The organism is Pseudomonas sp. JAI111 (assembly GCF_024809425.1).
Taxonomy (GTDB): Bacteria; Pseudomonadota; Gammaproteobacteria; order Pseudomonadales; family Pseudomonadaceae; genus Aquipseudomonas.
On record NZ_JANUCB010000011.1, the window covers coordinates 147774 to 171380 of the forward strand.

Consider the following 23607-nt stretch of genomic DNA (forward strand, 5'->3'; position numbering starts at 1 on the left):
TGCTCGCTGCTAACTGATATGAACCAAATGAATATCGCCGACGTCGACCTGAACTTGCTCAAAGTCTTTGAAGCGCTGCATGAAGAGTCCAGCGCCAGCCGCGCGGCGTTGCGTCTGGGGGTGACCCAATCAGCCGTCAGCGCCGCGCTGCGAAGGCTGCGCGAGGTGTATGGCGATCAGTTGTTCGTGCGCACCGGTCGTGGCCTCGCGCCGACGCTCAAAGCCAACCAGTTGAAACCGGTGGTGAGTGACGCGCTGAACAAATGCCGCCAGAGCCTGGCGATGGTCGATCCGGCGGCCCACCATTACGACGGACGCTCGGTCGCGCTGGGCCTGTCGGATGATTTCGAAATTGCCTACGGACGGCGCTTGATCGAACACATTGCCGTCAGTGCGCCAAAGTTGCGGCTGATCTTCCGGCAAACCCACAGCCAGATCGTCGCTCAAGCGCTGATGGAGCGCAGCATTGATCTGGCGATCACCGCAGGCGGGTTCACCGAGCGGTTGCTCAGTCGTCAGGTATTGGGCGAAGGCGGCTACTTGTGCCTGGTCGATCCGCGCAGCCTCGCGCCCGCACAACAGGCCATCAGCCTGCAAGAGTTCGTCGCCCGCGAGCACATTCTGGTGTCGTCGGGCGGTTTTATCGGGATCACCGATGAAGGGCTGGCGGCGCTGGGACTGAGTCGGCGGGTGTGTGCATCGACCACACACTTCGCGGCCTTGCCGCACCTGCTCAAGGGCAGTCAGGCGGTCGCGACCATTCCGGCGCACGCGGCGCAAAGCATCGCGGCGCTCAGCGGGCTGGCACTGCTGCCCTGCCCCTTGGCATTACCGCGCTACCCGATCGAGCTGGGCTGGCGCACCAGCACCCAGCTCGACCCGGTGGTGCTGAAAGTGCGTGAAGCCATTGTTGCGAGTTTCGCCTGACGACTTGCGTTTACTTGGCAGCCATCAACCGATTGACTTCACTGCGCACCATGTTCGCGAACTCCGGCGGTGACATGCCGTCGAGTTCGGCCCGAACCCATTCAGCCCATTTACCTTTGCGTTTGGCGCGCTCGCCAAACAGGCGCGCAGCTTCGCCCTTGGATTTGCCAAGGTTGCTTTGCCAAAGGTCGAACAGACGGGATTTTTCATCTTCAAGCGCCGCGCGCTCGGCAAGGGGTTTGTCGGCCAGATTGAAGCTCATGGGAATTACCTGCTGCATAAAATAGGCGACATCTTACACTGTAGGAGGAAATGTCCGACCCGGGATTTTTGTTCCTGGTTGGCGTGGCGCGAAAATCGAGTGCAACTTTTTCGTCAGCGACAGACTCCATTGTTCACTGCCCATTTATCTGCAAGGAGTACCCCAATGGCCCGGAAAACCGCCGCACAAGTCGCCGAAGACCAAATCAAGGATCAGGCGTTCAGCGAACTTCAGTCCCTGATCGAAGAATCGGAAAAACTGCTCAAAAGCAGCGCTTCACTGGTGGGTGAGGAAGCAGAAACCCTTCGTGGGCAAATCGTACAGAAGCTCCAGCAGGCCCGGGATTCGGTCAGCAGTGTGCGTGATCGTACCAAACCGGTGGTCGACGCGACCGAAACCTACATCGGTGGTCACCCGTGGCAAACCGTGGCCATCTCCGCCGGTTTCGGCCTGGTGGTAGGCTTGTTGCTGGGCCGTCGTTAAGCGCTCACGCGTTCATGGATACAGCGTAAAAAGTTAAAGCATAAAAAAGGCGAGCCTGGTGCTCGCCTTTTGCATGCCTGGGTGGAACGTCGGCGTCACACTCCGGCCAGCTCTCGCAAGTCAGCCAGGGTCTGAGCGTCCAGCTCGATACCTTGGGTAGCCGACTTGGCCCGTTGATGATGACGCCGGTCACCCGGCAAACGCTTGAGCCCCACGCCGTGCATCTGCCGGACCAGTTCCTGACTGCGCTCGGCAAAGTTCTGCCCCGCCGCCTTGCTTGGGTCGATCACGATCAGCAACTGACCGGTCCACGGTGTCTTGGCTCCCGGATGATTCGACCAGTCGAACTCGAACGAAAAATTACCGCCGGTCAACGCCGCCGCCAACAACTCGACCATCATCGACAGTGCCGAACCTTTGTGGCCGCCGAACGGCAGCAACGCGCCGCCTTCCAGAATCGCTTTCGGATCCTGAGTCGGCTGACCAAGGCTGTCTACGCCCATACCGACCGGCAAGCGTTCACCTTTTCGTGCGGCGATCTGCACATCGCCATGGGCGATGGCGCTGGTGGCCAGGTCAAAGACTATCGGATCACCGTCAGCCCGAGGCGCGGCGAAGGCGATCGGGTTGGTACCGAACAGTGGACGATCGGCACCGTGCGGCACCACGCAGGTCATGCTGTTGACCACGCTGAGCGCCACCAGCCCTTCATAGGCAAACGGCTCAACATCCGGCCACAGCGCCGCGAAATGGTGGGAGTTGCGGATCGCCAATACCGCGATGCCAGCGCTGCGGGCTTTTTCCACCAGCAGTGCACGGGCGGCGGCGAGCGCCGGCTGGGCAAAACCATTGCCGGCATCGACCCGGACAAAACCTGAGGCAACGTCCTCGACCACCGGCACTGCCTGGCCGTTGACCCAGCCGCTCTTGAGTGTCGAGACATAGCCTGGGATGCGAAATACGCCGTGGCTGTGCGCGCCGTCGCGTTCAGCGCCGGCGCAATTGAGCGCCAGGGTCCTGGCGACGTCGGCAGACGTACCGTGACGCAGAAAAACCTGCTCGAGCAATTGAACGAGCGCGTCAAAATCAAGCGATTGGGTGGTCGAACTGACGGCCACTTCGGGCGTTGCGGTCATCTGAAGCTCCAATTTTATTATTAAGTACGGGCACCAGGGGAAACGAGGTTGCATGGCAACCCACAGCAGACGTCGATTAAGCGCTGTTCTACCAGCGTCCTGTCAAGTCTCGACTGCCAGTTCGGGGCAAGCAATATGTACCGCACTGAACGCCCTCCCGGGTCTTACTGTTTTTCCTCAACCGACAGCCTGCGATTGGCAATTCATCGCAGCATATGAGGAAACACCGTGACTGAACCCGACCTCCCCTACTTTTTCGATGAGGCAGAACGTGCAGCCAATGCCAAACAGCCCGGCGAACGCGAAAAAGCGCTGAACTTCACAATGGATGACCTGAAGTGGCTGAAGACCGTTTACCTGGCCACTCATACGGCCCGCATCGCCCCAACCAACCCCATGCACGTCGACCAATTGATGCTCGGTGCGACCGGCATGCAGGATATTCCACTGGCCGGCGCATTTGCCATGAGCCGACCCGACGACGCTGAGGTCATGCTCTTCACGCCGTGGAAAGGCTTGATCAAGTTTGCCGACATGGCCGACCTTAAAGGCAAGCTCAAGGAGTGGCTGGCCAGAGCCACCGGGAAGCGCGAGCTTTTACGCTTTCTGGCCATCGAACAGCGCAGCACCTTGCCCCCCGCCACCGCCCTCGAAATCTCCACCAAGACCATTGACGGTGCGGTATTCCAGGCCCAGCAACTGACCCTCGATGGCAATCAGGCACAGAACATCAAGACAATGATCGGCGAGCTGGCCAAGTTGCCCACCTTGCAATCGATGCTGGACGACACCCTCAAACATGCGCTGCACAAGACGTTCCCGAAACTGGACCAGCGCCTGACCCAAATGAACAATTTTGTCAGTACGATTTCGGCTTTTGACGGGGGCGACCATCACCACACGATATCGGCGATGTCATTGAGTGAAGCCCTGTTGCACGTCTACCTCACCAATCAGTGGCCTGCCGGGGTTTCCAGAGTCTTTGCCCACCCCGAGCTCAGCGTCAGCAGCGATGCCGATAACCAGGCGTGGGAAAGCGCATTGAAGGAAACGGCACAAAGCTTCACGCCGCACTTGCACAGCCTGCTCGACACCTTCTGGAATACGCCCGTGAACAATGGGTTGTCACGCCTTAAGTTCTTTGCCGAAAGCTTGCGCGATACCTTCCACACGAGGCTTTTTCAGCAGCGCCAGCAAGGTATCTTGACGACGCAGGAATACGTGCGGCTGGTGAATGTCAGCCTCGCACCGAACCCTGACGACCCGCTACGTATTGAAAAAGTGCGGGTCACCGCGCCCTTCGAGCATTTCGCGGAACTCGCCTCGACCTTGATGATTGGTGGCACCAACACCCTGGGTTTTCTGTACACCCAATCCAGAGGCATCGAAGCGACAAGCAGTCTGCCTGCCCTCAAAAAAATCGTGCTGCAAATGATGACCAGTGAAGGGCATGAAGACGCCTTGCTCAATTTCATGTCCCTGGAAGAGCGCGCCCGGTTCCTGGCGTTCAAGCCCGATGAGCGAGTGATTGTCGGTCACCCGATCATCGGCAATGTGTTCGAACAATTGATGTCCGACATCCTCGACAAGCAAAAGGACAACCTGAGCCACGCACTGAGCCGCTACCGCGAAAGCGAGGGTACGCTAGACCCTCACGCCCTGCTCGACAAGGCGCTGGACGTCCGGGGGCTGATTGATGACCGGCTGCTGTCTGCAGAAGCTGCGGGACGCTGGAGCACTCGGGTGGATCAACGCTGGATTGCGCAACCGGCAACCGTGCGTGCCGAGTCGGCCAAGGAGGCGCTGGCCTCGCTCGATTCCGTCGCGCAAGCGCTCGACCAACTGCGCGACGAACACCCTGCCATTCCCACAACAACTCGCACGGTCACTGAGGCACTCACGCTCGTCGAATCCTCCCTGACAAGCTTGCAATCGAGCTTTACGCATACCCTGTCAACGGCGCTACGCAGCGAGCTGAAGCTGCGCAAAGTCTCGCGAACCCTGGGCACGGCCGAGCAGGCGATCATCAAGACCGTGCTCGACTCCCCTGTCCATCTGCAGCGAGCGGCATTGAATGGTTTTTTGCCGGACGTATTTTCCCTGGCATTGAAGATGGCCGACGTGGCTGACCCGGTGAAACTGGCCAGTTGTTTCGTGCTGACCGAACGGGGTGGCCTGGACCCCGTACATTCCGGGAAAGCAATCCTGTGGACACCTGCCTGCGGATTCGAGTCCTTCAATACGTTGACACTGCTGCAAACCGAGCTTGAGGCGCGCCTCGCCGACGACGATCATCGCTCGATCCTTCTGGAAAACCTTGGCCGTAGCGAACGTGTACCCGGCAAGGCGCCCACGCTGGCGCCGCTGCACCGAATCCCTGGGCATTTTCTTGAGCACCTGCAAAAACCCCACATTCATCTGGACCTGACGAGCCTTACCCACGCCCTGGCAACAACGCTGCCTGCTGCGCCGCTCACCAGCCTCTTGAATCTGGTGACGCTGCGTGAGCCCAAGACCGGACTGCACCGCGTGACGGACATTGCACAGTCACTGACGACGCAACAAAAACTGTCGGCATGGCTGGCCAAAGCGCCCATCGAAGACCTGATGCTGCATGGCGAACTGCTCCAGCAATACCTTGATAACGTCAACAACGATCAGGACTACCTCACAGGCATCCGCTCGCTGCAACGCACGACTCACCACGAGCTTGAGAAACGACTCAAGGCAGACGATTTCAACATCGATCCGGACAAGGTTCAGGTGCAGATCAGCGCGCGCCCGACGTCGGCGGCGAGCACCCAGACCCTGACTGATTTTGCCTTGGTACACCTCAAGGATCTGGAGCACACCCGTTTCAAACTGGCTTCCCTGGATACCACCGTGATCCCCGAGGAGATGAACGAGCGTTACATCAAAGACCTGATCCACGACCTGAAACCGGGAGAGCATCAGCAGCAAATACTAAGCGACGCCCTCGCTGACACCCCGCTGAATGCCGAGCGCAGGAAGCGCTTTTACACTCAACTGCCCTGGCAACTGATGCACTACGCCCACGAGGAACGGCTGCAGGAGCGACTGAGCCAAACAGGGTTCGACCTGATCCGGCAAGTCATGAACATGCCCGACGCCATCGCCCGTGCCGCGGTTCATGGTGCCGAGGCGATCATCCGCCCGCTAGAGCTGCTCGGTATCAAGCAGGCTCAGTCCGTCAAAGTGCCCGGTGTGTATCTGATCGGCTCGCTCGCCGACCGTACAGCGCCGCTGGTTCTTATCGCCCCGCACAGTCCTCGGCACAGCGTGAAGGAATACAAGAATGAAGCACAGCTGCTGGCCGAGCTGAAAAGCCGCGGGCCATTGCTCGACTGGGTCCTCATGAACTTGCCCCAGCCTGATCGCACGCAACTGGAATACCGGATGATGCTCAACCCTCAGCGTGTGGCCAGGGCCGCGTCAACGAATCCGGACACTCGCCCCGCCGAGGTCAAGCTGGCGTCCACGCCTCTCACGGGCCACCTGTTCAAGCACCTCTTCAATGACAACGCCGCGCTGTTGTCCCGATTGCTCGGCTGCCAGTCCGACGATAAAAAGCCCGGTGAGTGGGCAACCATCAAGCGAGTGCTGGGCGAAGATGTGCACGAAGCATTTTCGTTTTGCATGGGCAAACTCGCGTACCCCCTGACCGTGTGGCGCAGTTACCGCGATATCAAGCAATCTGCCGATGACCTTCAAAGGCACAAATGGGCGGCCGCCATCAGAGAGTTTATCAGCGGCATCTCACAACTGGCCGCGTTGCGCCAATCGCTGGGTGAGCAAACGCCTCTGTCTGCGACGCCAGCCCTGCCCGCTGCGGAAAAATCCACCAGCCGTTTTGACTGGCATCACGTCGACATCACCGCGCCACAACGCACGCAATTGAGCCGTCATGAATGCAAGGATCTGGACCTGGGGTCCATGACACACGATACGGCGCAGGGGCTTTACACCCACCCGGTCAGCAAAAAGCACTACGCACCGGTCGAGGGCAAGGTCTATGCAGTGGCCAAGCGTGGTATTCGGTGGCGCATCGCGGCCCCCGGCATACGGGGACCGAAGCTTGAACAGAACGGTGCCAGGCAATGGGTGCTGGCCGAGGAAAAACCGGCCCCTCGCTTCAGCTTGCTCAACCGCGTGCGTACCGCGCTATCGGTTTGGGAGGGCATGAACGTCGATGCCCGCGGGATGAGAGAGATCCGTCGATTCTTTCCGCACAAAGCCCGTCAGATTGACGAATCACTGGACCTGGCAACGACCTACGCCTGGAACAGTTTTCGCAACCTGCAAATGCTCAAGACTTCTGAAGGCACGATCACCCCGGTGCATCAGATCATCATGGATTTCATGGGCGTGACGCAGGTGGAGTCCATCCATATCGAGAAGATTGAAAAAGTCGTCGAGGAGATTTTTGCAGCGCTGCTGGATCCCACTCTCAGAAAGCCGGATTCCAATCGGCTGGTGATAGGCGGCTCGATCCGGGACACCGAAAACGTCTTCGGTTTCACCGTGCCTACGGACATCAAACGCAAAATTTACCTGGCCGAACGGTTCTTTACGCCCAGGTTCAATCACTACCGCGAGCATCTTTCCGATCCGCACTTCCCAATCGGCGCCCATGCCCGAGCGACCACCCTTATCCATGAAATTTCCCACATTGCCTGTGACACTGTTGACATCACCTACCTTGATCCCGGCAGACCCTTCGTCGAGCTGATCGGTACAGCGACCCCGATTGCCACGGAACTCAAGAACGCCTTGTCCACCACTCAGGAAACAGCGCTGTCGATCAAGACACCGCTGACTCAACTGTTCATGAACTTCGACCCTGATACCGGCGAGTGGGAGGACCTTGGCAACACCTTTGTTGAAGATACCCGCAAGATAAAGCAGCGCGTCCTGGCGTTGACCGGGGCCGAAAACCTGAGCGGTGCCCGCCACACTTTCAGGCGAGATCCTCTAATCAGGCTGAACGTGCAACTCGCAAACGCCGACAGCGTTGCCTGGCTGATCAGTCATTTGGGGCGCCAACTGCACGTCGATGTCCCATGATCAGAGATATAACGCTCAGTTGATGGGTAATTGCCATGACGGCTGTTCTCGCAGACTTTCTCTCAAGGTTAGAATGCGGGAAACCAGGATGGGTCGATGACCGACAATTCTCTCTCGCAAGCCGAATACGACGCGATCACCGACGCCGCCGCGCACTGGTGCATGCGTCTGCACGCCATCGACTGCACCGCTCAGGAGCGGATTGCCTTTGAACACTGGCGTGATGCTCATCCACTGCATGCGTTCGAGTACGAGGCCATGCTGGAGATTTGGGAAGTCGCGGGGGATTTGCCTCGGCCCGACGTAGAGCCCGTTGCCCACAGCCGGCCGGTCATGCCTTGGCGCACGCTCGGCATCGCCGCCGTTTGCGCCATCGCAGTGCCGCTGGCGCTGTACGGTGGCTGGAACATGGGCTGGTTACCCAATTCGTATCAGCATTTTGAAGCGCGCGACACTGTCCGTCAGGTCACCCTCAACGATGGCAGCCAGGTGGAACTGAACCTTGGCAGTGAACTCACGTTCAGCAATTACAAGGATCAACGACGGGTCACGCTGGAAAAAGGTGAAGCTTTCTTCAGCGTCAGCCATGACCCCAGCCAGCCGTTTATCCTCAGGGCCGCAGACGCCAGGATTCAGGTGACCGGGACCCGGTTTAATGTCTGGATGTACGAGGACCAGGTGCGCGTCAATCTGATTGAAGGGTCGGTGCTGGTCAGTAGCAACGATGACCTTGCAGGGGATGGCATGCGCCTGGGGCCAGCGATGCAGGCTCGTTTTAAACGTGGTGACTTCACGCCTCAAGTCAGCCAGACCTACGCCAATGACAATTCGCTTGCCTGGCGCAGCGGCAAATTGGTGCTCGACAATCTGCAATTGAACGATGCGTTGCCGTTGATCAATCGTTACCTGAGCAAACCGGTGATGGCGGCCGATCAAAATACGGGCTCGATTCGCCTCGGCGGCATCTACAACATCAAGGATCTCAACGCTCTGGTGGCGTCCCTGCCTAAAGTGTTGCCGGTCTATCTGACCCGCAACAAAGAGGGCAATCCCGTCCTCAATTCGATCCCGCAGCAAACCCCGAAAAGCTGAAGGCCGCCACCCTCGCCCGGGTGCGGCCTTCATTGTTTTTTTTGCGCTGCGACCTTCCCTGTCTTTCAGATTGCTCGCGGAACGTCAGGAACCAAACAAAAAACAAAAATTCAGCAGCCCAAAGACGCTCTTTGCCGGTTTCTTACATGCCGCTCACGCGCAGGCGACAAATTTTCTACATTCCGGTCTTCATGATTTGTCGTACTCGTTCGTATTAATGCTGAACGCATCCATCACATTTCCTGGCCAGTTCCGAAAAGGGGTTTTGCATGTACAACTCGCAACTGCCAACGGACGGTAGCCATGCGCCAACGGACGCTTGCGCGGACTCCGGCCTGTTCAGTCAACGGGGCGAGCGCAATGGCAATGAGCGGATCAGATTACTGCTCAAGAGCTTTGGCCTGCGAACCAGCCTGATTCGCCTGAAAGTCATAGACGCCTTGCTGACCGCCGCCGAAAGCGAACGCAGCCTGGGAGTGCGAGGCGTGCACGGATATTTGCTGGACCTGGATATTCCCCTGTCCTTCCTCAGCGTGCGCGAAGTGTTGAAACGCTTGTGCAGCGAAGGCGTGATCATTCTCAATCCGGACAAGAGCTACAGCCTGCATCCGCACGCTGCAGCCATGCTCCGCGGCGAATAATCAGCCCAATGCGTCGCTCAAGGCTTGACCTTGCGGCGCATCACGCCATTGATGACCACCACGATCACCGCCACACCAATGGCGATGTACTGAAACAGCTTCTCGCTGATGACGCCTGCGTTTTGCAGATACGAAAGGCCGAACATGATCCCCAGCACCACCAGGGAGATCAGAATCGAATATTTCAAACGTTGCGACTGAGTCATTGCGAATTCCTGAACCTGAAAAATGTATCCGGTTTGTATCCGAAAGCACACCAAGCCCCTACCTTTTCGCGGGGATGGAACGCTACAAACGGGGTCTCATGTTACAGCCCATGAAGAGTTTTGGCTTCATGACGGCGATAACCATGAGGATTTAAAAATGTTTCGTCGAATCACACTGCTGATTCCCCTGCTCGCTCTCCTGACCCTCAGCGGCTGCATCGTTTTCCCCCACGGCGGCTGGCACGGCGATCACCATTACGACCGGGGCGGCCCCGGTTATTACCAACACCGGTAACGTTGGGCCAGGAAGGATCATTAATTAACTGTCATTTGTTTGTTTCCAACTCCTCACCTCACTGAAAAAAATGCCCGCCTGTTGCGGGCATTTTTCCTACATGCAAATACACTTTATTCCCGCCATTTGTTGTTCCTCGCAACATAACGAAAATTATTGAAGCATTAAGTCTCAATAGTTGATTGGAACTGTCCATCAGTGACGTTTAATCTCCGCGCCTCGTTTCAAACTCGTTATTAAACCGTGAGCAACAAAGCCGGAATGTCATGCACAAACCTTTAATAAACATCAGTTCTTTCCACTTGCTAGGCTTTTGCCTTGCAATAACTCTGTTCGAACTGCTGACCTATATGGCCAGTGACCTGATTATGCCCGCGATGTTAACCGTCACCCAGGATCTTGATGCCAGTGCAAGTCATGTCCCCCATGCCTTCAATCTTTATCTGGCGGGCGGCATTCTTCTGCAATGGCTTATTGGTCCGCTGTCGGATCATTTCGGACGGCGCAAACTGTTGCTGATCGGTTGTGCCATATTCGCCATCGCCAGTGCTGCAGCATTCAACGTGCAACACATCTACGCGTTCAATGGACTGCGATTGATTCAGGGGCTCGGGTTGGGATTTGTGATCGCCGTCAGCTATCCCGCCTTGCAGGAAGTGTTCAGCGAAGTCGATGCGGTAAAAATCATGGCGTTGCTGGGAAACATTGCGCTCCTTTCGCCGCTGCTGGGGCCGCTACTGGGCAGTCTGCTGCTGGAATGGTTCACCTGGCGAGAACTGTTTTTACTGCTGGGTACCGGCGCAATCGTGGTCTGGCTCGGGCTGTATGTGTTCATGCCGGAAACCGTGGGGACCGTGCGCCAGGACGGTCAGCGGCTGGCAGTGGTGCCATTTCAATGGGGCGGCACGATGCGGCGTTATGCGGCGTTGCTCACCAACCCGCGCTTCCTGAGCGCCACTGTCGCACTGGGTGTCATGAGCCTGCCTTTGATTGCCTGGATCGGCCTGGCGCCGCTCCTGCTGATCCACAATCAAGGCCTCACACCCTTGCAGTATGGCCTGTGGCAAATCCCGGTATTTGCGGCCGTCATCCTCGGTAATTTGATTCTCAACCGATTGATTGCCCACACGCAATTGCCACAGCTGATCCGCTACGCGCTCTGGCCGTTTTGCGCCGGACTCATCGCCTTGATCGTCATCAGTTTCACCGCCGCCTCTACCCCCTTGCTGATCATCTGCCTGAGTCTCTACGCCATCGGCCTTGGCATGAGCAATGCCGCGCTGTACCGCCTTGCGCTGTTTACCAGCGAGGACAGCAAGGGTCTGGTTTCGGCCATGATCGGCATGCTGTCGATCGCCATCATGGGTGGCGGCGGATCGCTGATCGCAGCCGCCGGCGCCGGTGACAGTCACGAGTTCTTCGCGCTCATGGCCGGCATTGCAGGGCTTATGTGCCTGCTGCCCTTGCGACTGTTTCTGCGCCGCCCTCACTTCGTGCCTGCTGTCTGACACAACACCATAGGTTTCTCGATGATCCATTTACCCCATACCGATGCGCTTTGCGCGTTAGCGCAACCCTATTGCCTGGATTCCGTGCCCGAAGGCTTGTTCGATCAGGCCATGGGGGAAATCAGCCTCTTTCATTGCCACCACACACCCGGCTATGAACGCTGGTTGAACGCCAATGGCCTCGGCACGCAAGACCTGGAGACGCTGGACGACTGGTCGAGATTGCCGCCGATCTTCGCCAATTACTTCAAGCGTCACTTGTTGTTCGGGCCCACGGGCGAAGGCGCGCTGGAACTGACGTCATCGGGCACCAGCGGCCAGAAAAGTCGCATGCGTTACGACTCGCGCAGCATGGCCGCGGCGCAAGGAATGGTAAGTCATATTTTTCGCCACTATGGCTGGGACACGCCTGACAGCCCTTGCAATTACTTGCTCCTGAGCTACGAGCCCAAGGCGGCGATCACCCTGGGCACCGCCTACACCGACCAGTTTTTGTGCCGCTATGCGCCGGTCAACCGCGTCGCCTACGGACTGCGCCTGACGGGCACGGGTCATGAGTTCGACCTGTTCGGAGTGATTCGCGCATTGCAGGATTTTGCCGAAGAGGGTTTGCCGGTGCGCATTCTCGGCTTCCCGGCATTTCTCTCCCATGCGCTGCAGCACATGGAAGACACCGATGTAGCGGATCTGCAGTTGCCGGCTCAATCCCTGGTGTTCCTCGGCGGCGGCTGGAAAACCCAGGCGGCGCAGGAGATTCCCCTGGCGCAATTGTATGGACGGATCAATCGCCAGTTGGGCATTGACCTGTCCCGCTGTCGCGATGGCTATGGCGCCGTCGAGCATGCAGTGCCCTATATCCAGTGTGCCCACCAGCATTTCCATGTCCCGGTGTACTCGAAGGTCTTCGTGCGCAATCCATCCGACTTCACTGTTCAACCCTATGGCCGGCCCGGTTTGCTTGAATTCGTATCGCCCTACATTTCATCCAGCCCGGCACATGCCGTGGTGATGGGCGACCTGGCGACGCTGCACCCCGGCGCTGCCTGCGGGTGTGGCCTTGCAACCGATTGGTTCGAACTGCATGGACGTGCCGGCACTACCGCCAGCCGAAGCTGTGCGATGGCGGCATCAGAATTGTTGGGAGGGGCGTGACATGTATTTGATCAATGGCCAATTACGCGATGACGTGACCCTTGAGGCCGCGCTGGAACGGCTTCACGAACAGTTGCCACACCTGCTGAACGCGCCCATCGACAGCGACACCGTCATCGAGGCCGCTGCTCGTTTCAGCCTGCAACTGTACTCTCGCCGACTCGACCTGCCCCTGGACGACGATCAACGCCAAGGGCTTATCGACTTCTGTTCACGCAGCAACCTGAACACAAAAATCGAGCGCGAGCTGGGTGTACAACCGCGTTCGCTGCGCCGCATCGACTATCAGCAAGCCCGCTTTGAAAGTTGGCACCCTCTGGGACTGGTGGTGCATGTGACGCCCGGCAATGCGCCGATGCTGGCGTTTTGTGCCGTGCTCGAAAGCTTGCTGGCCGGCAACATCAATTGGCTTCGCCCCAGTTCCAGCGATGAAGGCCTGACTGCTCGCTTGTTGGCAGCGCTTGTGCAGTGCGACACCAGCGGCAGGCTCGCCGACTTCATCGCGGTGCTGCCGGTCAGCACAGATCAGATTCCTCGACTCTGCGTTCAAGCCGATGGCGTGGCGGCGTGGGGCGGGATCAATGCCCTTAAAGCGATCCGCCAGCACCTGCCGGCAGGATGTCGCTGGATCGATTGGGGGCACAAGATCAGTTTTGCCTACCTGACGCCGGAAGCCGCCGACTCATCGACGCTGGATGCGCTCGCGGATCAAGTGTGCAGCCTGGACCAGCAGGCGTGTTCCAGCCCGCAATGGTTACTGGTGGACAGTAACGATCCAGCCATCCTGCGGGACCTGGGTGAACGCCTGGCCGAGTCATTCACACGTCGAGCCTCACAGTGGCCGGAACTGGTGCCGACCGATCAAGAGGCTTCGGAGATCACCACCCGCGTCGCCATGGCGCGACTCGATCATTGTTTTGCGAATCAGCCGGGTCAGGTCTGGGCCGGTGCCGGGTGGCGGATTATCTGGGATCACCATCAAACGCTCGCGCCGTCGCCATTGTTTCGTACATTGCTGCTAAAACCCGTGCCGCAGGATCTGCTCGCCGAGACGCTATTGCCCTGGCGCACGGTCCTGCAAAGCTGTGCGTTGATCTGCTCGGCGACTCAAACGCCCGGGCTGGTGCGCACGCTGGTCAATGCCGGAGTCACGCGCATCGCACCGTGCGAGCTGATTCACGACGGTTATCCCGGAGAACCCCATGACGGCGTCTATGCCCTGTCACGCTTGAGTCGCCGTCTCTCGGTGAGCCTGCCGGCGCAAGCGGTGCGAGGTCGGGGGACGCTCGACGCACTGCCTGCCGCCCCTGCTCCGGGTCATGACCCGATCATGGACAAAAACGCCTTCATGACCCTGCCGATGAGCGCCACCGCACAGTTGTATTTTCGCTCTGGGGGTAGCAGCGGCACCCCGGCACTGGCCGGGTTCAGCTATCGCGACTTTGAGCGGCAAATGCGTGCCGCTGCAGACGGCATGTTCGCCGCCGGCCTTGATCCCTCGACGGATCGGGTAATGAACCTGTTTTATGGAGGTGGCCTGTATGGCGGCTTCTCGAGCTTCAGCAAAGTGCTGGAACAGATGGGCGCAACACACCTGCCCATGGGGGCACCATCCAACGATGATTTCAGCGAAATTGCCAAGATGATCGTGGACCATCGCGTGTCCGTGCTGATCGGCATGCCAAGTACGCTGCACCGCCTGTTTTTCAACGAGCAAACCGTTCTGCGCGAGTACGGCGCAATCACCAAAGTGTTCCTTGGCGGCGAGCATCCAGGCGAAGCCACGATACACCTGATGGAAAGCTGCGGCGTCTCGCTGGTCCGCTCCGCAATCTATGGTTCGGTCGACGCCGGCCCGCTGGGGCATGCCTGCTCGGCCACGGCCGACGGCGTGTTTCATTTGATGTGCGATACGCAGCATCTGGAAATCGTCCATCTCGAAGAGGATCTGCCGGTTGAGGCCGCCGAGATCGGCCGTTTGTTGTTCACATCAAGAGCACGCCAGGGCCAGGCAGTACGCCGATACGAGGTGGGCGACACCGGTCGCTGGATACCCGGCGCCTGCCCTTGCGGGCTCGATACACCGCGATTCGAATTGCTGCAACGCCACGGCAAGCTGCTGCGAGTTGGCACCGAGTTCGTTTCACCGTCGGCGCTGCAGGACGCCGTCGGCGGGCCTGTTCAAATCGTCCTGGATCATGCCCCCGATGGCAGGGAACGGATGCTGGTGTTAACGAACTCAACCACCAGTAGCGCACTGGATCAACTATTGACCCACGCGCCCGTGGCCAATGCAGTGAACGCCAAGCTGATAACCGTGGAAGTTCGACAGTGCGCCGAATCCGGATTTGCACGAAACAATCACAGCGGCAAAACACCCCTGGTCATTGATAAAAGAATATAAAAATAACTTTGCCAACACTTATAACCGTGAACACCTGGCAGGAAAATAAACTTGTGAAATCAACTTACTCGCTTGAACAACTCGTGCCTTACATACGCAAACATTCAAATTTTTATCGGGAACACCTGCAACACCTACCGACTGACACCCTGACATTGAAAGATCTTCCGCCGACTTCTGTGGCTAATTATTGGGCAGACAGTAACGATCTGGATCGTTGGCCAGTGCTGACGGCTGAAGTCAGCGATGGCGTCGTATTTAAAACGGGCGGGTCGACCGGCGATGGCAGGTTGTCGGTGTATACAGTCAATGAATGGCAAACACTGGTCAGTACTTTCGGCGAGAGTATTTCCTGTCAACTAAAAAACGGCGACAGAATCGCCAACCTGTTTTTCTGCGGTGATCTCTATGCCAGTTTTGTGTTCATCCATGACGCACTGGCGCACGTCAAATGTTCGATCTGCGAGTTTCCTTTTACCGGTCAGGTCAGCATGGACGTTCTGGCCGACGCGATTGACCGACACCGAATCAACGTGCTCGTCGGAGTACCGGCGCAGCTGCTGCAACTCGCCGCGTACCTGAAGGCGCAAAAGCGAGTTCTGTCTGGGGTCGACACCTTGCTGTACGGCGGTGAAAGTCTGTTTGCCTTGCAGCTGTACATGCTGCGCGAGGTTCTGCCCAACGTGCGCATTGCTTCCATCGGCTACGCCAGCGTCGATGCGGGTCTCATCGGTGCGACCAGCCGTGATTGCGCGCTCGGCGAACACCGGATGTTTGAACCGCAAACGGTACTGGAGATCGTCGATGAGCTGACCGGCGAAGTCATCGAGGAATGCGACCGAACCGGGATGCTGGTGGTGACCAACCTCACCCGTCAGCTCATGCCGCTGCTGCGTTATCCGGTGGGAGACCTTGCTTGCTGGCGAGAGCCCAGCGCCACGCCCAAGCGAAAATTTGCCCTCAAGGGACGTAGCGCCCACAGCCAACGGGTTCGGGTGGGTATGTTTTCGTTGTTGATCGACGAAGTGCTGCACATGGTCCGCGCTGTCGCCGGCAGCGACCAGTGGCAATTACGGATCGAGCAACAGGGATGCAAGGACATTGTGAGCGTGAAGTGGGTGCCTTGCGATAAGGCTGCGAACACCGTGGCGGTATCCAGTGCGTTATACGAAGCGCTCGTGGCCCACTACCCCGCCATCGAGCACCTGACGCAAGAAGGCCTGCTGGAGTTGCGAGTCCTGGCATGCGCCGTTACGGAATTGAAGCTTCACCCCCGCTCCGGCAAACAGATGCGTGTGCTGGATTTGCGCATCTATGACACTCCATCTCCGGAGTACCCGTGATGAACGAGCTGATTTTTCGTCGCTTTCACTCCTCGGACGCTCGGGCCGTGAGCCAGTTGTTTCGTGAGGTCTACGGCGATCTCTATGTCCAGCCGGATGTTTACCTGCCGAACATGATCAGCCAGCACAATGCCGATGGTCGCTGGATGTCCATGCTGGCGGTAGACGATCATCGCGTGCTGGGCCATGCGGCGTTGTGTCATGACCGGCCTTCTGGCACCACGGAACTGGCCCTCAGCGTCGTACATCCCGCGGCGCAGGGGCAAAGCATCGCAACCCGCCTGTCCCGGGAACTGCTGGAGCAGGCAGGTTCGCTGGGGTCAACGAGTGTCGTGATCAAGCAAGTGACTCACCATCCTTATACCCAGCGCATGGCGGCAACCATCGGTTTCCAGAGCACCGGAGTGCTACCCGATTACGTCCCCTCGCCCTTCGCCGAGCCACTCGCGGAAACGATCGTGATGGGCTGTTACCTGGCCGAAGGGCATACACGACCGCTTCCAGACATTGCGTGGCCAGAGAGCTGCCAAGGTTTCATGGAGCATATGTGTTCGGTGTTTGGAACGCAGAACGATGTGCCATCGCTGTCTTCGATACCGTTGCAGATCACGCAGCACCATCACCGCTTCGAAATCGTCATCCAGCGTTTGAATAAACGTCTGCTGGCGCAAATCCGTCAGTTGCCAGGCCACTGGCTGATTTCGGCAAGAGTCGAATTGTCGGCGCACTTTGCCGAAGCCTTGCACAACTTGACGATGCTCGGATTCGCCTTCACCGGGCTGACGCCCTCGCCCGGGAGCCATGGATGGTTTGCCTTGTTTCATCGCGGGGCGCAGCCTCGCTCCCTGAGCCTGCATTGCCCCCACATGCAACAGTTGCACGACGAGTTACAACGCAACACTCAACCTCTGCGCAGCGCTCGTTCAGCTGCCTGAGGCTTTTCGATAAAAGTCATTGCCCGGCTGCGCGCAAAGCTCTACCAGCCAGTCGACAAACACCCTCACCCGCCGCGACAACTGGCGGTGCGGCGGATACAACGCCGTCAACGGCATTCCCGGTGGCGGCACCGCTTCAAGCACTTCGCACAATCGCCCTTCCTTCAACTGACGTGCAACGTGGTAGTAAGGCGCCTGCACCAGACCGTATCCCGCTTCACACGCCGCCAGGTAACCATCGGCGCTGTTGACCGATACCTGTCGGGGCAGGTCAATCACCTGGACCTGGTCGTCGACCATGAACTCCAGCCCGAATCGCTTGCCGGTCGTACTGGAGAAGTACTCGACCATTTGATGCCCCTCAAGCTCCGCCAGAGTGCGTGGCGCGCCATGGCGTTGCACGTAGTCGGGGCTGGCGCAGGTGACCTGATCCAGCATCACCAGCGGCCGGGCCACCAGCGAATCGTCCAATGCCGAACCACCGCGAAGCACGCAATCTACGCCCTCGCGAATCAAGTCGACGGGCCGATCGTTCAAGCCGATGTCCAACTCGATCAATGGGTAGCGTTGAGTGAATTGTGGCAATGCCGGAATCACCAGCAATCGGCCAATCCCGGACGGCATGTCGACGCGCAGCAGCCCTTTCGGATTGTGACGGGCCGCGCTGAACACCGCTTCGGTCTCCTCCAGATCCGCCAGCAAGCGAACACATCTGGGGTAGTAGGCTGCGCCGTCGAGGGTCAGGCTGATTTGCCGCGTGGTGCGTTGCAGCAGTTGCACACCAAGATGGGCTTCAAGCTGTTTGATCAGAATAGTGACGGAGGCACGGGGTAATTGCAGGCTGTCCGCCGCTTTGGCGAAACCGCCCAACTCGACGATTCGGGTAAAGACGCGCATGGCGTTAAAACGATCCATTGCTCTGGCGATCCTGCTAATTATTTAGAAATCAAGAATAGTGATAGCAGTTTTAGCCGGTTTATCTTGCTTCTGTCGAGATCAACACTAGGGGCCTTCACCACAGGGAGTTGATTTCATGCAAACACGTCAATTGGGCAAAAACGGTCCGCACGTCTCCGCCATCGGGTTGGGCTGCATGGGCATGACCGATTTCTACACCACGGGCGTCGATACCCGCGAAGCCACCGCCACCTTGCACCGTGCGCTGGAGTTGGGAATCAATTTTCTCGACACCGCCGACATGTACGGCCCGCACACCAACGAAACGTTGATTGGCAAAGCCATAGTTGGCAAACGCGACCAGGTATTTCTGGCCAGCAAGTTCGGGATCGTCCGCGATCCGTCGAACCCCGACGCACGCGGCGTCAATGGCCGGCCGGAATACATTCGCGCGGCGATCGACGGCACCTTGAAGCGCCTGGGCGTTGAAACCCTGGATTTGTATTACCAGCACCGGATCGATCCGCAGGTGGCCATCGAGGAAACCGTCGGGGCGATGGCCGAACTGGTGAAAGCTGGCAAGGTGCGTTATCTGGGGCTGAGCGAAGCGTCGGTGACCACGCTGGAGCGCGCCCATAAGGTGCATCCGATCAGCGCGTTGCAAAGTGAATATTCGTTGTGGAGCCGCGATCAGGAGGAAAACGGTTGCCTGGCCGCGTGTCAGCGCCTGGGCATTGCTTTCGTCCCTTACAGCCCGTTGGGACGTGGCTTTTTGACCGGGGCACTGAAAAGCCCGGACGACTTTGCCGCTGACGATTACCGTCGCTTCAGCCCGCGCTTTCAAGGGGAAAACTTCGCCAAAAATCTGTTGCTGGTGCAGCAGGTACAAGCCCTTGCCGCGGACAAAGGCGTGACTGCCGGGCAACTGGCCCTGGCGTGGGTGTTGGCGCAGGGTGACTACCTGATCCCGATTCCAGGGACCAAGCAGCGTAAATACCTTGAAGAAAACGTCGCCGCGCTGGACGTCAAGTTGAGCCCTGACGAGTTGCAGGCTCTGGAAGCGATATTTCCCGCAGATGCCACCGCAGGCTTGCGCTATCCAGAGGAAGTCATGAAGTTGCTCGACCGCTAACCGCCATCTGGCCCACTCGTAACCCGAGTGGGCCAGTGGTGCGTCAGGCCTTGCCTTTAACGCCTTTGTCAGTCGGCACTGTCGTACCGTTGCCCTTGCCGTACGTTTGCAGGTTCTGCAGCACGTAGATTGCCTTCTTGTATTCCGGGATCAACCCGGCAGCGTACTTGTCGCCCTTGATACTGTTGCTCTGGATAGTGTCGAGTTGCGTGGCGAAATACGCCAGGGCATTAAACTTGGCATCCGGGTCACTCTGTACGCCGAAGCGGTCGAACTTGTCACCGGCATTCATCAGCGTCATCGCCGTAATGTCAGAAATCAGCCCTCTATCTCTCAGGAAGGCACTGAGATTGCCCAATTGTTTGGCCGATACATTTTCCGGGTCGAAACCTTTTACGTTTCGGTGGATTTTCAGCTCATCCATTTTCGCCGTATTCAGCACGTTGGGATTATTGCCTACCAGCGCCAGCATTTCCCTGACTCGGGCGCTTTGAGAGACAACTTTGCCGCCGCCCGTGTTCTGAACCAGTAATCCTGCCTTGGCCGTCCAGCCCCCGGTTAAGCCGATAGTCATGAAAGAACTCCCGACTGCGTGACCATACAAACTCCTTGTTTAAACCACTTTTAGTGCGGGCGAGTATCAGGCTGGCAACTAGCCACACCAACAGTTATTTGTGTTTTTTACAATTCTCGTACAATTCAGATACAAAGCCGCAACGGCCCTGTTTCATTGGCCTATGCCAACTTCTGGAAATTGGCATAGCTAACTAATCCGCATGTTTGTACGTCTTGGTTAGTTTATTTGTATCAAAACAGATACCCGCCAGCCCGAACCGTCCGTCACCTTCCCTCCTTCTTGCACGTCCGTACCTAAAGCTCGCCATCAGCAGGCCGATAGCCCGATGAAGCGCCGATTTTCATCGCGAAAACCACAATAAGAACGCTGCACAAGGACCGGTCCCATGCCCGCATTCCGCACCATCCAGGCTCGCTACACCTTGTTTCTGGTCCTGTTCATTCTTCTGCTGTCCGTGCTGACAGTCGTCGGCATCAGCCAGTTGGTCGCCCCGAAACTTCGCCACACCGAAGAACAGGTGGCCCTCAACCGCATTGCCGAAGTCGCCGAGCAAATCCAGGGCGAATTGAACAAGGTACAGGCGCAACAGCGCAGCATCACCCAGACCATTCCTCTGCTCGACAGTGCGGCGATCGATACGGTGTTGCCGGGACTGGTCGATCAGTACGGCGAGTTGAAAGTCTTTGGCGGCGGGATCTGGCCATTGCCTGGCCAGCGTGAGGCCGGGCGCAACAAATTCAGTACCTTCTGGCACCGCGATGCCTCGGGCAAATTGGCAGTCAACACCTTCTGGAACAGCGACGCCGCCCCCAACTATTACGACCAGAGCTGGTACAAGGGCGGCATGCAAACCCCGCGCGGCCAATGCGCCTGGGCGGCTGCCTATAAAGATGACGCCAGCGCCGAGCCGCGCACCAACTGCGCCATGGCCATTCAGAAAAATGGCGCCGCGTACGGTGTGTCGACTATCGACGTGACCCTGGGCTTCTTCAATGACCTGATCGCACGCAAGGAAAAAGACCTCGGCGCAGAAATGCTGATCGTCGAAGCCGATGGCAAGATCATCAGCAACAGCTCGCGGATCAGCGGGCCGATTGTGCTGAAGAACATCAGTGAACTGGCCGGCAACTCGCCCTTCGCCAGTCAAGTGAAGGCCGGCCTGCAAAACCGTGATCAAGCGCAACGGGTCGAATTCGACAACAACGGCGAAGCCAGCACCTTCTTCATGCGACCGATCGAAGGCACGCCGTGGTTCCTCGCCACCGCCCTGCCGACCAAACTGATTACCGCCCAGCGCGACGACGTGCTCAGCACCTTGAGCCTGCTGCAGATTCCGATGGTGATCCTGTTGGTGTTGCTGCAGGTCTATGCAATTCGCCAACTGATCCAACGCATGAAAATCCTCAAGGCCAACATCGACGCACTGTCCGCCGGCGACGCTGACCTGACCAAACGCATCACCATCCGTGCCGAAGACGAACTGGGCGCCATCGGCCATTCGGTCAACGCGTTCATCATCTATTTGCAGAACATGATCGGCGAAGTCACGCAAGCCACAGGCGCCATGGCGTCCAGCCTGGACAACCTGCAGCGCACCTCCGCCCACACCAGCCAGATTCTGGTGCGTCATGCCTCGGAGACCGACCAGACCGTCACCGCGATCACCGAAATGAGCTCGACCGCTGAAAGCGTCGCGCAGAACGCGGCTGAAACCGCCGCTTTCACCCAACGCGCCAATGAAAACGCCGACCGTTCGCGGGTGGTGGTCGGTGAAGCGTCCAGTAGTGTCATCGCGTTGATCGACGAAGTCGCCAGCGCCACCCATAAAGTCGAAAGCATGCAACAGGACGCACAACGCATTACCGAGATTCTCGGGGTGATCGGCGCCATTGCCGGACAGACCAACTTGCTGGCACTTAACGCGGCCATCGAAGCGGCGCGGGCCGGTGAGCAAGGCCGCGGGTTTGCGGTGGTGGCAGATGAAGTCCGCGCCCTCGCCGCCCGTACTCAGGCCAGCACCTCGGAAATCAACGAAATGCTCAAGCGTCTGACTCAAGGCGTGAGTTCCTCGGTCAGCGCGATGGAAAACACTCAGGCCAGTTGCCAGTCCGCCGCCGATGCAACGGCACGGGTCAACTCGGGCCTGGATGAAATGGCCGGCTCGGTCAGCCACATCAACAGCCTGAGCACCCAGATCGCCACGGCCGCCGAGCAGCAAAGCGCGGTCACGGAGGAGATCAACCGCAGCATGGTGCAGATCCGTCACATGGTCGATGAGCTGGTCAAAAGCGGCCAGGCCAGTGAACTCAATACTCATCAACTGCTGGAAGCCAATGCGCGCGTCAGCTCGATCATGGGGCGGTTCAAGGTTCGCTGATCGCTCATTCCTGCTTACCCTGAGCGCCGGATTTGGCGCTCAGCGGCCCACACTGACAAACTTGTCATCCGACGCTCATCCCGCTGACAGCATTGATCTACGATCATTTTGCTGACCTCGCTTGTAAGACTTCGAAACACTCGTGCAATGCCAGGTCGGAAAAAACGGTCAAAATGCATCTTTTTTGGCCGCAACCCCGAGACGAGATCCCCCATGCGAAACCACCTGCGTCTGATCGCCCTGAGCGCCCTGTTCATCTCCTCCCTGGCCCAGGCCGCCGAGCTGATCCCCATCGAAGTCCACCGCGATGCCAATTGCGGTTGCTGCAAAAAATGGATCAGCCACCTCGAAACCAACGGTTTCAAAGTTGAAGACCACGTCGAATCGGACATGAGCCAATTCAAGCAGCAGCACGGCGTGCCACCGCGCCTGGCGTCCTGTCACACCGCGCTGATCAATGGCAAGTTCGTCGAAGGCCATGTGCCGGCGGATCAGGTCCTGGCCTTGAGCAAGCGCGATGATTTGCTGGGTGTTGCGGCGCCAGGCATGCCAATGGGTTCGCCCGGCATGGAAATGGATGGCATGAGCGATGCCTATCAAGTCATCGGCCTGAAAAAGGATGGCACCGATGTCGTGGTGGCGGACTACCCCGCGCATTGATGTCCGGCGCGTACATTGGGCTGTTCTTCGCGGCCTTCGGCGCCGCGACGTTGCTGCCATTGCAGTCCGAAGCGCTGCTCGTCGGGCTGCTGCTCAAGGGTCAATACTGGCTGTGGTTGTTGCTGGCCGTCGCGACGCTGGGCAACGTTTTAGGCTCGGTGGTCAATTGGTGGTTGGGACGCGGCATTGAGCGGTTTCGCCACCGGCGCTGGTTTCCGGTCAGCCCGCGCCATCTGGAAAAAGCCCGACATCACTATCAACGCTACGGCCATTGGTCATTGCTGCTGAGCTGGGTGCCGATCATCGGCGATCCGCTAACGCTGGTGGCCGGAGTGATGCGCGAACCCTTCGGGCGATTCCTGTTGATCGTCACCCTCGCCAAGGGCGCACGCTACGGTGTGCTCGCACTGGCCACGCTGGGCTGGATCGGTTGAACGATCAGGAGCGTGGATTGCCAGTATTTAATGTCGCCCTAATCATGCCGATCCAGCATCG

Annotated in this window: 20 protein-coding genes; 15 read left to right on the forward strand and 5 right to left on the reverse strand. The window is 58.3% G+C overall.

The genetic code is table 11. The features are described from left to right. Positions 1-18 precede the first annotated feature (18 nt). A complete protein-coding gene (locus HNR03_RS27265) occupies positions 19-927 on the forward strand; it encodes a LysR family transcriptional regulator (RefSeq protein WP_259157159.1) in 909 nt (302 codons plus the stop codon). Between the two features lie 10 nt (positions 928-937). Here HNR03_RS27265 and HNR03_RS27270 read toward each other — a convergent pair whose 3' ends face one another. Then, entirely contained in the window at positions 938-1189 is a 252-nt protein-coding gene (locus tag HNR03_RS27270; protein WP_008155229.1) for a hypothetical protein, read from the reverse strand. 165 nt (positions 1190-1354) lie between these two features. Here HNR03_RS27270 and HNR03_RS27275 point away from each other — a divergent pair, with 165 nt between their 5' ends. Next, positions 1355-1672 (forward strand): YqjD family protein, encoded by a 318-nt coding sequence (locus HNR03_RS27275; protein ID WP_222587011.1) that lies wholly within the window; start codon positions 1355-1357, stop codon positions 1670-1672. Positions 1673-1767: 95 nt separating this feature from the next. On the opposite strand, the gene HNR03_RS27280 is transcribed toward HNR03_RS27275, so the two are convergent. Further along, entirely contained in the window at positions 1768-2808 is a 1041-nt protein-coding gene (locus tag HNR03_RS27280; protein ID WP_259157165.1) for an Ldh family oxidoreductase, read from the reverse strand. A 228-nt stretch (positions 2809-3036) separates the two neighbouring features. Here HNR03_RS27280 and HNR03_RS27285 point away from each other — a divergent pair, with 228 nt between their 5' ends. The 3 genes from HNR03_RS27285 to HNR03_RS27295 all read left to right on the forward strand — a co-directional run bounded on the left by HNR03_RS27285 (position 3037) and on the right by HNR03_RS27295 (position 9626). After that, positions 3037-7893: a dermonecrotic toxin domain-containing protein gene (locus HNR03_RS27285; protein ID WP_259157166.1), complete on the forward strand. Its 4857-nt coding sequence runs from the start codon at positions 3037-3039 to the stop codon at positions 7891-7893. Between the two features lie 96 nt (positions 7894-7989). Continuing rightward, positions 7990-8985 (forward strand): FecR family protein, encoded by a 996-nt coding sequence (locus HNR03_RS27290; protein ID WP_259157167.1) that lies wholly within the window; start codon positions 7990-7992, stop codon positions 8983-8985. A gap of 269 nt (positions 8986-9254) precedes the next feature. Further along, positions 9255-9626: a fe2+ zn2+ uptake regulation protein gene (locus HNR03_RS27295; protein WP_222587015.1), complete on the forward strand. Its 372-nt coding sequence runs from the start codon at positions 9255-9257 to the stop codon at positions 9624-9626. A gap of 17 nt (positions 9627-9643) precedes the next feature. On the opposite strand, the gene HNR03_RS27300 is transcribed toward HNR03_RS27295, so the two are convergent. After that, positions 9644-9832, reverse strand: a complete 189-nt coding sequence (locus HNR03_RS27300; protein ID WP_008024801.1) for a hypothetical protein — start codon at positions 9830-9832, stop codon at positions 9644-9646. 157 nt (positions 9833-9989) lie between these two features. Between HNR03_RS27300 and HNR03_RS27305 the strand changes: the two genes are divergently transcribed. From HNR03_RS27305 to HNR03_RS27330, 6 genes are all read left to right on the forward strand, one after another. Further along, a complete protein-coding gene (locus HNR03_RS27305) occupies positions 9990-10127 on the forward strand; it encodes a hypothetical protein (RefSeq protein ID WP_165557409.1) in 138 nt (45 codons plus the stop codon). A gap of 266 nt (positions 10128-10393) precedes the next feature. Next, positions 10394-11635: an MFS transporter gene (locus HNR03_RS27310; RefSeq protein ID WP_259157168.1), complete on the forward strand. Its 1242-nt coding sequence runs from the start codon at positions 10394-10396 to the stop codon at positions 11633-11635. A 21-nt stretch (positions 11636-11656) separates the two neighbouring features. Then, on the forward strand, positions 11657-12787 hold the full coding sequence (locus HNR03_RS27315) for an acyl-protein synthase (protein WP_259157169.1): 1131 nt from the start codon (positions 11657-11659) through the stop codon (positions 12785-12787). A 1-nt stretch (position 12788) separates the two neighbouring features. Continuing rightward, positions 12789-15191 (forward strand): acyl-CoA reductase, encoded by a 2403-nt coding sequence (locus HNR03_RS27320; protein WP_259157170.1) that lies wholly within the window; start codon positions 12789-12791, stop codon positions 15189-15191. A 53-nt stretch (positions 15192-15244) separates the two neighbouring features. Continuing rightward, positions 15245-16534, forward strand: a complete 1290-nt coding sequence (locus tag HNR03_RS27325; protein WP_259157245.1) for a phenylacetate--CoA ligase family protein — start codon at positions 15245-15247, stop codon at positions 16532-16534. Continuing rightward, positions 16534-17469 (forward strand): GNAT family N-acetyltransferase, encoded by a 936-nt coding sequence (locus tag HNR03_RS27330; RefSeq protein WP_259157171.1) that lies wholly within the window; start codon positions 16534-16536, stop codon positions 17467-17469. Before HNR03_RS27325 ends, HNR03_RS27330 begins: the two co-directional genes overlap by 1 nt. On the opposite strand, the gene HNR03_RS27335 is transcribed toward HNR03_RS27330, so the two are convergent. Next, the gene (locus HNR03_RS27335; protein ID WP_259157172.1) at positions 17458-18384 is read right to left on the reverse strand and encodes a LysR family transcriptional regulator; all 927 of its coding nucleotides are present in this window, start codon (positions 18382-18384) and stop codon (positions 17458-17460) included. The genes HNR03_RS27330 and HNR03_RS27335 overlap by 12 nt on opposite strands. 118 nt (positions 18385-18502) lie before the next feature. Between HNR03_RS27335 and HNR03_RS27340 the strand changes: the two genes are divergently transcribed. Then, positions 18503-19498: an aldo/keto reductase gene (locus HNR03_RS27340; RefSeq protein WP_259157173.1), complete on the forward strand. Its 996-nt coding sequence runs from the start codon at positions 18503-18505 to the stop codon at positions 19496-19498. 43 nt (positions 19499-19541) lie between these two features. On the opposite strand, the gene HNR03_RS27345 is transcribed toward HNR03_RS27340, so the two are convergent. Further along, positions 19542-20072: a hypothetical protein gene (locus HNR03_RS27345; RefSeq protein WP_259157174.1), complete on the reverse strand. Its 531-nt coding sequence runs from the start codon at positions 20070-20072 to the stop codon at positions 19542-19544. Positions 20073-20460: 388 nt separating this feature from the next. Here HNR03_RS27345 and HNR03_RS27350 point away from each other — a divergent pair, with 388 nt between their 5' ends. The 3 genes from HNR03_RS27350 (at position 20461) to HNR03_RS27360 (ending at position 23546) form a co-directional block, all read left to right on the forward strand. Next, positions 20461-22452 carry a methyl-accepting chemotaxis protein gene (locus HNR03_RS27350; RefSeq protein ID WP_222587024.1) on the forward strand — a complete coding sequence of 664 codons (1992 nt, stop codon included), beginning with the start codon at positions 20461-20463 and terminating at the stop codon, positions 22450-22452. Positions 22453-22665: 213 nt separating this feature from the next. Next, positions 22666-23112 carry a DUF411 domain-containing protein gene (locus HNR03_RS27355; RefSeq protein WP_259157175.1) on the forward strand — a complete coding sequence of 149 codons (447 nt, stop codon included), beginning with the start codon at positions 22666-22668 and terminating at the stop codon, positions 23110-23112. Continuing rightward, entirely contained in the window at positions 23112-23546 is a 435-nt protein-coding gene (locus HNR03_RS27360) for a YqaA family protein (protein ID WP_259157176.1), read from the forward strand. Before HNR03_RS27355 ends, HNR03_RS27360 begins: the two co-directional genes overlap by 1 nt. Positions 23547-23607: the final 61 nt, after the last annotated feature.